The organism is Burkholderia multivorans ATCC BAA-247 (genome assembly GCF_000959525.1).
Lineage (GTDB): Bacteria > Pseudomonadota > Gammaproteobacteria > Burkholderiales > Burkholderiaceae > Burkholderia > Burkholderia multivorans.
This window is the reverse complement of record NZ_CP009831.1, coordinates 2,300,783-2,313,128: the sequence shown is the minus strand read 5'-3', so window position 1 is coordinate 2,313,128 and position 12,346 is coordinate 2,300,783. Positions and strand designations below refer to the sequence as shown.

At 68.5% G+C, this 12,346-nt stretch carries 10 protein-coding genes; 5 read left to right on the top strand and 5 right to left on the bottom strand.

Annotation, left to right across the window (positions count from 1 at the left end; genetic code table 11):
* Window positions 1-259: 259 nt before the first annotated feature.
* Entirely contained in the window at window positions 260-1,804 is a 1,545-nt protein-coding gene (locus tag NP80_RS12255) for a methyl-accepting chemotaxis protein (RefSeq protein ID WP_006411219.1), read from the top strand.
* Between the two features lie 96 nt (window positions 1,805-1,900).
* Here NP80_RS12255 and gabD read toward each other — a convergent pair whose 3' ends face one another.
* On the bottom strand, window positions 1,901-3,370 hold the full coding sequence (gabD, locus tag NP80_RS12250) for an NADP-dependent succinate-semialdehyde dehydrogenase (protein ID WP_035489163.1): 1,470 nt from the start codon (window positions 3,368-3,370) through the stop codon (window positions 1,901-1,903).
* Between the two features lie 75 nt (window positions 3,371-3,445).
* Window positions 3,446-4,735: a 4-aminobutyrate--2-oxoglutarate transaminase gene (locus NP80_RS12245; RefSeq protein ID WP_045593479.1), complete on the bottom strand. Its 1,290-nt coding sequence runs from the start codon at window positions 4,733-4,735 to the stop codon at window positions 3,446-3,448.
* Between the two features lie 121 nt (window positions 4,736-4,856).
* On the opposite strand from NP80_RS12245, the gene pdxR reads away from it, so the two are divergent.
* On the top strand, window positions 4,857-6,368 hold the full coding sequence (gene pdxR, locus NP80_RS12240; protein ID WP_045593478.1) for a MocR-like pyridoxine biosynthesis transcription factor PdxR: 1,512 nt from the start codon (window positions 4,857-4,859) through the stop codon (window positions 6,366-6,368).
* A gap of 45 nt (window positions 6,369-6,413) precedes the next feature.
* On the opposite strand, the gene NP80_RS12235 is transcribed toward pdxR, so the two are convergent.
* Window positions 6,414-7,250: a DMT family transporter gene (locus tag NP80_RS12235; RefSeq protein ID WP_006410461.1), complete on the bottom strand. Its 837-nt coding sequence runs from the start codon at window positions 7,248-7,250 to the stop codon at window positions 6,414-6,416.
* Between the two features lie 124 nt (window positions 7,251-7,374).
* Between NP80_RS12235 and selD the strand changes: the two genes are divergently transcribed.
* The 3 genes from selD to NP80_RS12220 all read left to right on the top strand — a co-directional run bounded on the left by selD (window position 7,375) and on the right by NP80_RS12220 (window position 10,295).
* Window positions 7,375-8,439: a selenide, water dikinase SelD gene (gene selD, locus NP80_RS12230; protein ID WP_035947157.1), complete on the top strand. Its 1,065-nt coding sequence runs from the start codon at window positions 7,375-7,377 to the stop codon at window positions 8,437-8,439.
* A 64-nt stretch (window positions 8,440-8,503) separates the two neighbouring features.
* Entirely contained in the window at window positions 8,504-9,094 is a 591-nt protein-coding gene (locus tag NP80_RS12225; RefSeq protein ID WP_006406835.1) for a LysE family translocator, read from the top strand.
* A gap of 127 nt (window positions 9,095-9,221) precedes the next feature.
* Window positions 9,222-10,295, top strand: a complete 1,074-nt coding sequence (locus NP80_RS12220) for a purine-nucleoside phosphorylase (protein WP_006406836.1) — start codon at window positions 9,222-9,224, stop codon at window positions 10,293-10,295.
* 218 nt (window positions 10,296-10,513) lie between these two features.
* Here NP80_RS12220 and NP80_RS12215 read toward each other — a convergent pair whose 3' ends face one another.
* Together NP80_RS12215 and ceoR are read right to left on the bottom strand one after the other, a co-directional pair.
* A complete protein-coding gene (locus NP80_RS12215; protein WP_006410463.1) occupies window positions 10,514-10,807 on the bottom strand; it encodes a DUF4148 domain-containing protein in 294 nt (97 codons plus the stop codon).
* 449 nt (window positions 10,808-11,256) lie between these two features.
* Window positions 11,257-12,261 carry a putative multidrug efflux transcriptional regulator CeoR gene (gene ceoR, locus NP80_RS12210; RefSeq protein ID WP_006397265.1) on the bottom strand — a complete coding sequence of 335 codons (1,005 nt, stop codon included), beginning with the start codon at window positions 12,259-12,261 and terminating at the stop codon, window positions 11,257-11,259.
* Window positions 12,262-12,346: the final 85 nt, after the last annotated feature.

Genomic DNA, 12,346 nt, shown 5'->3' with positions numbered 1-12,346 from the left:
CGCCTGGCAGCACGTGCAACGCACCCGCATAGCGCATGACGGCCGTTTCGAAAAGGGCAAGCGGCGACTATCGCCGAATGATTTGATCGAAATCATCGTTGCGGCGGAATTCGCACCGTCAATGCGCGTGCCGACTCAGGTTCGCCGCCGAATTGCCGACAGTAACGGGAAGGCCGTCATCGAGCGATCCATCGCTGTCCGGCTACGGAGCACGATCGTCCGCATTGCGTGGACAATCGCTCCGCCTTTCGGAGCCCGCATGCGCAACAACCAGCCTGTTACCCAACAAGAATTCGATTTTCCCGACGACGCGACGCTGATGTCGACGACCGATGCCGACAGCGTGATCACGTATGCGAACACCGCGTTCGCCCAGGTCAGCGGCTTTTCGAACGACGAACTCGTCGGTCAGCCGCACAACGTCGTGCGCCATCCCGACATGCCGCGCGACGCGTTCGCCGATATGTGGGCGACGCTCAGGCGCGGCGAGCCGTGGACCGCGCTCGTCAAGAACCGCCGCAAGAACGGCGATCACTACTGGGTGCGTGCGAATGCGGTGCCGATGATGCGCGACGGCGTGCCGGTCGGCTACATGTCGGTGCGCACCAAGCCGCCGCGCGACGAAATCGATGGCGCCGACGCGCTGTATCGCGCGATCCGCGAGGGCAAGGCGGGCCGTCGGCGGTTTCACAAGGGGCTCGTCATCCGTACGGGGCTGCTGCGCGTCGCATCGCTGACGCAGACGATGTCCGTGCGCACGCGCGTGCACGCGGCGCTCGCCGTGCTCGCACCGGCCGTCGTCGGCGCCGCATATGCATGCGGACTGTCGGGCGCGGGGCTTGCCGTATTCGGCGCGTCGGCCGTCGGGGCGACCGCCGTCGCCGCGCTATGGCTCGACGCGCAGATCGTGCGTCCGCTGAAGCGGCTGCACGACCAGGCGCTGAACGTCGCGACCGGCGCGAGCCGGCGCGGCGTGCGGATGAACCGCGTCGACGAGATCGGCATGACGCTGCGCACGATCAACCAGCTCGGGCTGATGCTGCGCTGGCTCGTCGACGACGTCACCGAGCAGGTACATACCGTGCAGCGCGCGAGCAACGAGATCGCGCAGGGCAACGACGATCTGAGCGCGCGCACCGAACAGGCCGCATCGAGCGTGCAGGAGACGGCCGCGTCGATGGCCGAGATGACGACGACCGTCGACAGCAATGCGGAAACGGCGCTGCAGGCGAACCGGCTCGCGATGTCGGCGAGCGATGCGGCCGAGCGCGGCGGACAGGCCGTGTCGGACGTCGTCGCGACGATGCGCGAGATCACCGACAGCTCGCGCAAGATCGCCGACATCATCGGCGTGATCGACGGCATCGCGTTCCAGACCAACATCCTCGCGCTGAACGCGGCCGTCGAAGCGGCGCGCGCGGGCGAGCAGGGGCGCGGCTTCGCGGTCGTCGCCGGCGAAGTGCGGGCGCTCGCGCAGCGCAGCGCGCACGCGGCGAAAGAGATCAAGACGCTGATCGGCGCGAGCGTCGAGCGTGTCGAATCGGGCGCGCGGCGCGTGGATGAAGCGGGCCGCACGATGGAGGACATCGTCGCGCAGGTGAAGCGCGTGTCGGATCTGATTGCGGCGATCAGCGCGTCGACGGCCGAGCAGAGCACCGGCGTCGCGCAGGTCGATCAGGCGGTCGTGCATCTCGACACGATCACGCAGCAGAATGCGGCGCTCGTCGAACAGAGCGCGGCGGCGTCGGCGAGCCTGAAGCAGCAGGCCGCGCGGCTCGTGGATGCGATCGAGGTGTTTCGCTGAACGCGTGCGACGCGAGGAGGAAAGTGACGCGGGCGCGGCGGAGAGGGCACCGGCCCGCGTCGGGTCCGCCCGGTTCCGGCCGGGCGGGCCGCGCCGTCAGACGGCGAGACAGAGGTACTTGATCACGACGTAGTCGTCGATCCCGTAGTGCGAGCCTTCGCGGCCGAGGCCCGACTGCTTGACGCCGCCGAACGGCGCGACCTCGTTCGAGATCAGCCCGGTGTTGACGCCGACCATGCCGTATTCGAGCGCTTCGGCGACCTTCCACACGCGGCCGATGTCGCGGCTGTAGAAGTACGCGGCGAGGCCGAATTCGGTGTCGTTCGCGAGGCGGATCACTTCGTCGTCGCTGCCGAACTTGAACAGCGGCGCGAGCGGCCCGAACGTCTCTTCCTTCGCGACCTTCATCGCCGGCGTGACGCCCGTCAGCACGGTCGGCTCGAAGAAGCCGTGGCCCAGCGCGTGACGCTTGCCGCCGGTCACGACGGTCGCGCCCTTCGCAAGGGCGTCCTCGATGTGCGCCTCGACCTTCAGCACGGCCGCCTCGTTGATCAGCGGACCCTGCATCACGCCCGGCTCGGTGCCGCGCCCGACCTTCAGCTCGGCGACCGCCGCCGCGAGCTTCTGCGCGAACTGGTCGTACACGGCTTCGTGCACGTAGAAGCGGTTCGTGCAGACGCAGGTCTGGCCGCTGTTGCGGTACTTCGACGCGATCGCGCCCTGCACGGCCGCATCGAGATCGGCATCGTCGAACACGATGAACGGCGCGTTGCCGCCGAGCTCCAGCGACACCTTCTTCACCGTCGCCGCGCATTGCGCCATCAGCAGACGGCCGACCGGCGTCGAGCCGGTGAACGACAGCTTGCGCACGATCGGGTTCGACGTCAGTTCGCCGCCGATCGCCTTCGGATCGCCGGTGACGACGCTGAACACGCCGGCCGGCACGCCCGCGCGTTCGGCGAGCACGGCCATCGCGAGCGCCGAGAACGGCGTCGCTTCGGCCGGCTTCACGACGATCGGGCAGCCGGCCGCGAGCGCGGGACCGACCTTGCGCGTGATCATCGCCGCCGGGAAATTCCACGGCGTGATCGCCGCGCACACGCCCACCGGCTCCTTCGTCACGACGATGCGCTTGTCGCTCGCCGGCGTCGGGATCGTGTCGCCGTACACGCGCTTGCCTTCCTCGGCGAACCACTCGAGGAACGACGCCGCATAGCCGATCTCGCCCTTCGCTTCGGCGAGCGACTTGCCCTGCTCGGTGGTGAGGATCAGCGCGAGATCGTCGGCGTTTTCCATCATCAGGTCGTGCCACTTGCGCAGGATCGCCGCGCGCTCCTTCGCGGTCTTCTTGCGCCACGCCGGCCACGCGGCGTTGGCCGCGTCGATCGCCTGGCGCGTCTCGGCCGCGCCCATCGTCGGCACGGTGCCGACGAGGCCGCCCGTGGCCGGATTGCGGACCTCGAACGTCTCGCCGTTCGCCGCGCCTTGCCATTCGCCGTTGATGTACGCCTGCTGGCGGAACAGCGACGGATCTTTCAGTGCCAGGGTTTCTTGAACAGTGCTCATTCCGGTACCTGCTGTGAAGATGAAACGGCCGCCGCCGTCCTCACGACGGCGGCGGCACATTCGGTTGACGGGAACTCAGGCCGGCACGCCGACCGTTTCCTTCAGCACTTCCTCGAGGATCGCGAGCGCTTCGTCGAACACGGCTTGCGGGATCGTCAGCGGGAACAGGAAGCGCACGACGTTCGAGTACACGCCGCACACGAGCAGCAGCAGCCCGCGCTCGAGCGCACGCGCCTGCACGCGCTTCGTGAATTCGGCGTCCGGCTCGCCGGTGCCCGGCTTCATGAACTCGACCGCGATCATCGCGCCCGGGCCGCGCACGTCGGCGATCTGCGGCACCTCGGCCTGCAGCGCGTTCAGCTTCGCCTTCAGCGTGTCGCCGAGCTGCGTCGCGCGCTCGCACAGCTTTTCTTCGTCGATGATCTCGAGCACCGCGTGCGCCGACGCGACCGCGAGCGGGTTGCCCGCATACGTGCCGCCGAGGCCGCCCGGCGCGGCCGCGTCCATCACGTCCGCACGGCCGACCACGCCCGACAGCGGCATGCCGCCCGCGAGGCTCTTCGCCATCGTGATCAGGTCGGCCAGCACGTCGTAGTGCTGCATCGCGAACAGCTTGCCGGTACGCGCGAAGCCCGTCTGCACTTCGTCGGCGATCAGCAGGATGCCGTGCTCGTTACAGATCTTGCGCAGCGCGCGCACGAACTCGGCCGGCGCCGGGTTGAAGCCGCCTTCGCCCTGGACCGGTTCGAAGATGATCGCGGCGACGCGCTTCGGATCGATGTCGGCCTTGAACAGCATCTCGATCGCCTTGATCGAGTCGGCGGTCGTCACGCCGTGCACGGCGTTCGGGTACGGCGCGTGGAACACGTCGCCCGGGAACGGACCGAAGTTCAGCTTGTACGGGGCGACCTTGCCGGTCAGCGCCATGCCCATCATCGTGCGGCCGTGGAAGCCGCCCGAGAACGCGATCACGCCCGGACGGCCGGTTGCCGCGCGTGCGATCTTGATCGCGTTTTCGACGGCTTCGGCGCCGGTCGTGAAGAACGCCGTCTTTTTCGGGAAGTCGCCCGGCGCGCGTTCGTTGATCTTTTCGGCCAGCTCGACGTACGACGCGTACGGCACGATCTGGTAGGCGGTGTGCGTGAAGAGGTCCAGCTGCTCCGCGATCGCCTTGACGATCTTCGGATGACGATGGCCCGTGTTCAGCACCGCGATGCCCGCGGCGAAATCGATGAAACGGCGGCCTTCGACGTCCCACAGCTCCGCGTTCTCGGCGCGGGCGGCGTAGAAGTCGCACATCACTCCGACGCCGCGCGGGGTCGCGGCGTTCTTGCGGGCCAGCAGGTCGGCATTCTTCACGGTCATCTCCTTGATGTTCTGTCCGGTGAGGTGAGAGGCGGGCGCATCGGCAAACCCATGGTCGCGACTATAATCACATTTGGCTCTGGCAATCAGAGCCATTTCAATAAATAGTTAGGAGCCAATCATGCGCGCAAGCGTGTTGTCGGACTGGCTTGCGCAGCGCCTCGTGCGCGGCGGCGAGCAGCCGATCTACCGGCAGCTGCATCGGCTGCTGCAGCAGGCGATCCTGTCGCGCGAACTGCCGGCCGGCGCGCGCGTGCCGTCGTCGCGGCTGCTCGCGGCCGAGCTCGGGATCGCGCGCAACACGGTCACGCAGGTGTACGAGCAGCTCGCGCTCGAGGGCTATGTGCATTCCGCGACCGGCCGCGGCACGTTCGTTGCCGACAGCGCGCCCGACGAGATCGTCGGCGCGCCGCCCGAGACGGGCGCGCGGCATGCGGCCGTGCAGCCGTCGGCGCGCGCGCTGTCCGCGCGCGGCACGCGGCTGGTCGAGGGCGCCGGCGTGTCGAAGCGGCAGGGCGGCGCTTTCATGCCGGGCGTGCCCGATGTGTCGCGATTTCCGGCGCGCGTGTGGACGCGGCTCCACAACAAGTACTGGCGGCGGCTGCGCCCCGATCTCCTGACTTACGCGCCGGGCGGCGGGCTCGCGCTGCTGCGCGAGGCGCTGGCCGACTATCTGCGCACGTCGCGCTCGGTGCGCTGCACGCCCGAGCAGATCGTGATCACGACCGGCATCCACCAGTCGATCGACCTCGCGGTGCGGCTGCTGACCGATCCGGGCGACGCGATCTGGACCGAGGACCCGTGCTATTGGGGCGTGCGCAGCGTGCTGAATGTGTCGGGGCTCACGACGCGGCCGATTCCGGTCGACGACGAAGGGATCGCGCCGAGCGCCGCCGATCTCGCCGAGCCGCCGAAGCTGATGCTCGTCACGCCGTCGCACCAGTATCCGCTCGGCATGGTGATGAGCCTCGCGCGGCGGCGGATGCTGCTCGAATATGCGCGCCAGCACGGCTGCTGGATCATCGAGGACGACTACGACAGCGAGTTCCGCTACGGCAGCCGGCCGCTCGCGTCGCTGCAGGGGCTCGATACGGCCGGGCAGGTGATTTACGTCGGCAGCTTCGGGAAGACGCTGTTTCCGGGCCTGCGCGTCGGCTATCTGGTGGCGCCGGAGCCGCTCGCGGAAAGCTTCGCGACCGCGAGCGCCGAGCTCTATCGAGAAGGTCAGCTGCTGCAGCAGGCGGTGCTCGCGGAGTTCATCGCGGAAGGGCATTTCGTATCGCACATTCGCAAGATGCGCACGCTGTATGGCCAGCGCCGCGAGGTGCTGCTCGACGCGGTCGCGCGCCGCTACGGCGACGCGCTCCAGGCGCTCGGCAGCGATGCGGGGCTGCATCTCGTCACGCGGCTGCCGGACGGCGTCGACGATCGCGCGGTCGCGCAGGCCGCGCTCGAACGCAATATCGTCGTGCGGCCCTTGTCGGGTTATTACGCGGATCGCGCGCGCGCATCGTCGGGACTGCTGCTTGGTTACGCGTGCGTGCCGGAAGACGAGATCGCGACGGCGTTCGCGACGCTCGCGGAGGCGATCGACGCGCGGGCCTTCGTGCGGCCCGACACCGCGGCCGCGTAGCGGCGCGCGCGCACGTGCGCATGCACATGTAGGCGCAGGCGCGCGCTACAGCCGAATCAGCGCCGCGCCCGCGACGACGAGCGCACACGCGACGAGCCGCTGCGCACCGGGCCGCTCGCGCATCGCGAACCAGCCGATTGCGACCGCGAAGATCGAGCTCGTCTCGCGCAGCGCGGACACGGTCGCGACCGGCAGATGCCGATACGCGATGATCACGATGCCGTAGGCGGCGAGCGAGATCGTGCCGGCGATCGCGCCCGGGCGCAGCGTGGCGCGCGAGCCGAACACCGCTTTCGGGCCGCCGCGCATCGCGCAGACGAGCGCGAGCTGCGGCACGCTCCACAGCAGATACACCCACGCGATGTAGCCGAGCGCGCTGCCCGATTCGCGCGCGCCGATCCCGTCGCAGATCGAATACGCGGCGATGAACACGCCGGTGAGCAGCGCGTACGGCACCCCTTCGCCGGAAAACCGGAAGCCGCGCCGCAGCGCGAGCGACATGATGCCGAGCGACACGAGCGCGATGCCCGCGAAGCCGAACGGCGTCGGGCGTTCGCCGAGCGCCGCGAACGCGAGCACCGAGACGAGCAGGGGCGAGAGGCCACGTGCGATCGGATAGATCTGCCCGAACTCGCCGCTGCGATAGGCGCGCACGAGCGTGAAGCAGTACGCGACCTCGAGCACCGCCGATGCGCCCACATACGGCCACGCGCTGCGCGTCGGCGCGGGCAGCAGCGCGGTGCCGAGCACGCCGAATGCGAGGTACGGCAGCGACATCGTGCCGAGCTGCACGAGGCGGTCGTCGCTGACGTGCAGGAACGCGTTCCAGATCGCGTGCAGCAGCGCGGAACACAGCACGAGACCGATGAACAGATGATCCATGAACGGGCGGCGCGGCGCGGAGGAAAGGGCGTGGGCGGGCCGTCATTATGTGGGCATTGCGCGCGCGCACGAGGAATTGTCGATAATAGAACGTTGTTATTCACCGATTCACCGGATGCCGACGATGACCGAAGCCACCCAAGCCCCGCCCGCCGTTCCCCGTCTCACGAGCCTGTCGCACGGCGGCGGCTGCGGCTGCAAGATCGCGCCGGGCGTGCTCTCCGAGCTGCTGAAGCGCGCGACGCCGCCCGCGCTGTTCCCGGATCTCCTGGTCGGCACCGAGACGTCCGACGATGCGGCCGTCTATCGGCTGAACGACGAGCAGGCGATTGTCGCGACGACCGACTTCTTCATGCCGATCGTCGACGATCCGTTCGACTTCGGCCGCATCGCGGCCACCAACGCGCTGTCCGACGTCTATGCGATGGGCGGCAAGCCGATTCTCGCGCTCGCGCTCGTCGGGATGCCGATCAACGTGCTGCCGCACGAAACGATCGCGGCCGTGCTGCGCGGCGGCGAATCGGTGTGTGCGGACGCGGGCATTCCGGTCGCGGGCGGTCACTCGATCGATTCGGTTGAGCCGATCTACGGGCTCGCGGCGATCGGCGTCGTGCATCCGTCGCGCGTGAAACGCAATGCGGCCGCGCGCGCCGGCGACGTGCTCGTGCTCGGCAAGCCGCTCGGCGTCGGCGTGCTGTCGGCCGCGCTGAAAAAGAACCGGCTCGACGATGCCGGCTATGCGCAGATGATCGCGACGACGACGAAGCTGAACCGGCCCGGCGCCGAACTCGCCGCGCTGCCGGGCGTGCATGCGCTGACCGACGTGACCGGCTTCGGGCTGCTCGGCCACACGCTCGAGCTTGCACGCGGCGCGACGCTCACCGCACGCGTGCATTACGCGTCGCTGCCGTGGCTCGCGGGCGTCGAAGCGTTTGCGGCGGACGGCATCGTCACCGGCGCGTCGGGCCGCAACTGGGCCGCGTATGGCGCGGACGTGCGCATCGCCGACACGCTGCCGCCGGCCGCGCAGGCGCTGCTCACCGATCCGCAGACCTCGGGCGGGCTGCTAGTCGCCTGTGCGCCCGATGCGGTCGACGACGTGCTCGCGTGCTTCCGTGCGGACGGCTTCGATCGCGCGGCCGTGATCGGCGAGATGGTCGACGGGCCCGCACGCGTCGACGTCGCGTGACACGCTTTTCCCGCGCGGTTTCCGGCATCGAAGGCCGACGGCGCTTCGATTACTTCGACGACCGATGAACGACTTCCTGTTCGGGCTGATGATCGCGCTGTCGGTCGGGCCCGTTGCGCTGATGATCGCGAACTACGGAATGCGCGCCGGCACCGCGAGCGGCGTGCGCGCGGCCGTCGGCGTCGCGACGGCGGACGGCTGCTATGCGGTCGTCGCGTTCACGATCGGCGCGATGCTGGCGAGCACGCTCGCGTCGCATCTGTCGCTGTTCCGTGTGGTCGGCGCGCTCGTGCTGCTCGCGATGGGCGCGCGGATGCTGTGGCAGGCGCTGCGCGATCGTCGCCGCACGCTCGACGGCGCGGCGCCGCCGCCCGGCGCGCGTCCGTTCACGTCGATGTTTCTGATGACGCTCGCGAATCCGCTGACGATCCTGCTGTTCTACGGCTATGCGACGGCCGCTGCCGCCTCGCACCGCCACTGGCTGCTCGGCGCCGCCTGCGTGTTCGCCGGCAGCCTCGCCGGCCAGCTCGTGTTCGCGTTCGGCGGCAGTGCGATCGGTCGACTCGTCAAATCGCCGGCGCTGCTGGCCGCGAGCCATGTCGTCGCGGCGCTCGTCGTGCTCGGCTACGGCGTAGCGGGCCTCGCGCGGCTCTAAAGCCGCACGCGCCGCACCGCGCCCGCGTTTCGTAGTCCGCTGACGCGCGGTCGATGCGCGTTCTATACTCGGTCGCGCAGTCTCCGACAGCCGTTCTCATTTCACATTCCCGACACAAGGAACGCCGATGCTGACTCGCTCGATTCTTTCCGCCGCCGCCTTCTCGCTCGCGGCCTGCGCGACCGCGCCGTCGATCGCACAGGACAATCCGGGCAACGCGGGCAACGACTTTGCCGAAACCGGTGCACAGGGCCGCCCGGTGAAGGTCATGATCGTCACGATGTTCGGGCCGGAAGGCCAGGCCTGGCTCGACCGGCTCGGCCCGTGGCGCGACGTCGCGGTGCCGGGCCTGTCGCCCGACTATCCGGCCGTGCACTGCAACCGTCAGGACGTCTGCGTGATCACGACCGGCATGGGCTACGCGAACGCCGCCGCGTCGATCATGGCGCTGACGTTCTCGCAGCGCTTCGACCTGCGGCGCACGTATTTTCTGATCTCGGGCATCGCGGGCGTCGATCCGGCGCAAGGCACGGTCGGCTCCGCCGCATGGGCGAAGTACCTCGTCGATTTCAGCCTGCAATGGGAGCTCGACGCGCGCGAGATTCCGGCCGGCTGGAACACGGGCTATCTCGGCATCAACACGAAGAGCCCGAACGACAAGCCGCCGCTCGACTATCGCACCGAAGTGTTCCAGCTCAATCCGCAGCTCGCGGATGCCGCCTACGCACTGTCGCGCAACGTCGTGCTCGCCGATAGCGCGCAGGCGCAGGCCGCGCGCGCGAAATTCTCGTATGCGCCGGCGAACCGGCCGCCGAGCGTGATCCGCTGCGACACGTCGTCGGGCAACACGTGGTTCTCCGGCACGCTGCTCGGCGAGCGCGCGCGTCAATGGACGAAGATCCTGACCGACGGCAAGGGCACCTACTGCATGACCGCGCAGGAAGACAACGCGACGTTCGAAGCGCTCAAGCGCGCGGCGAGCGTCAAGCGTGTCGATCTGTCGCGCGTCGCGGTGCTGCGTACGGGCTCGGACTTCGACCGTCCGTACGACGGCCAGACGAGCGCGGACAACCTGCTGAACTACGCGGACCAGGGCGGCTTCGCGCCCGCGACCGAGAACCTGTACCGCGCGGGCAACCCGCTCGTGCAGGACATCGTGTCGCACTGGAGCGAATGGCGCAACGGCGTGCCGCACCGCTGACACGGCACGCGCGCCGGTAAGGCGTACGACCGCGACGGTCGGGTCAACGCGATGGCGAACCCGAACGGAACGGCGTCCATACCGGCGTGCTGTCGTCCCAATGATCGAGCGGCGAGGGAAGTTGGTCGTTCATCATCTGCTCCTGCAATTCACGGATTGATCGGCGATGGATCGACGGCGCCGCGCGCGGGGCGTACCCGCTGCGCGGCGTCGTGCGTTTACCGGCCCGCGCCGGCGAGCTGGTTGCCTTCCGGCGTCGGGCGATACGGGCCCTGCGCGAGTTCGATGCCCTGCGGATACGAGGTGGCCTTGCGCAGATAGGCGAGCGTGCCGTCGCGGCGTGCCTGTTCGACTTCCGCGCGGACTTCCGTGCGCGTGCGCGGGCCGTTGTGCTGCGTGTACGACGACGTGTTGCCGTAGTCGCCGACGTGCGGCGTATCGGTATCGGCGAATGCCGGTGCCGATACGGCGAGTGCGACGGCGACGGCGGAAAGAAGATGGCGGCGATTCATGGCGAAACTCCTGTTCGATCGATACGGGCGGCGCTCGGGCGCGCCCGGTCCCGCCGAGGCGGGATCTGTTCGATGCGCAACGCTGTGCGCGACAGGGTTTACTCTAGGAGCGTCGTCCGCTGCGATAAATGCGACGGACGCGAATTGAATTGTCGTCAGAGAGGAACAATCGCGATCCGCATTGTCGGCAGGGGTATTCGCCGTTCGCCGACGATCGCGCCGAACCGCATGCGCGCGGGCCTGACGCGGATGTCGTGCGATTCGTCCGACGATGTTCGAGCGATGTGCGCGCGATTCACGCGCGTCGCGCAAAGGTGCGATGCGGATCGGGAAACGATCGCGCGCATCGCGCGATCGCGGCACGCAGAAGGAAATGCAAAGAGGAAGGCGGGACGGTGCCCGGGCCGTCCGCCCGTGCACCGCGATACGCGCGCGTGCGCGTCAGACGATCATGCGACCCATTCGTTGATGACGGGCGTGTCGAGCACCGGTGCGCGCTCGGCTTCCTCGAACGTGCGCTTGCTGCACGTCGCGTCGAGGCTGCCCTTGCCGCTCAGCAGCGGGCAGCGGTCGAACACCTCGGCGACCCAGTCGACGAACACGCGCACCTTCGGCGAAAGATGGCGGCTGTGCGGATACACGACCGAGATCGGCATCGGCAGCGGCTTGAAGCCCGGCAGCACTTCCTTCAGGCGGCCTTCGCGCAGATGCGGCAGCACCATGAAGAGCGGCGGCTGGATCAGCCCGAAGCCTTCGAGCCCGCAGGTCACATACGCGTCCGCGTCGTTCACCGACACGATGCCGTTCATCTTGACCTCGACTTCCTTGCCGTCGATCAGGAACGACCAGTCGATCGTGCGGCCCGTGCGGCTCGAAAAATAATTGACGGCCTTGTGCTGGCTCAGGTCTTCGATCGTCTGCGGCTCGCCGTACTTCTCGAGATAGGCCGGCGCGGCGACCGACACGCCCTCGAACAGCCCGACGCGGCGCGCGACGAGCGACGAATCCTGCAGCGCGCCGACGCGGATCACGCAGTCGACGCCTTCCTGCAGCAGATCGACCGGACGATCGGACAGGCCGAGCTGCAGATCGATGTCCGGATAGCGCGTATGGAATTCGCAGAGCGAAGGAATCACGAGTAGCCGCCCGATCGAGCCCGGCATGTCGACACGCAACTTTCCGTGCGGCTTCCGGTTGTTGTTCTGGAAGCTCGCCTCGGTTTCCTCGACGTCCGCGAGGATGCGCACGCAGCGTTCGTAGTAGGCGGCGCCGTCGGGCGTCAGCGACAGCCGGCGCGTGGTCCGGTGCATCAGCCGCACGCCGAGGAACGCTTCGAGATTCTGGATGATCGTCGTGACGGACGCGCGCGGCAGGCCGAGCGTCTCCGCTGCCTTCGTGAAGCTGCTCGTGTCGACGACGCGAGTAAACACCTGCATGGCCTGAAGCCGGTCCATCACTACCTCCGCAATCTAATGAGCCCCGGAACGAACGAGGCTGCGCTGCCTCGTGGGCAGACGCAGCCTGGATTGTTCGGGGGCG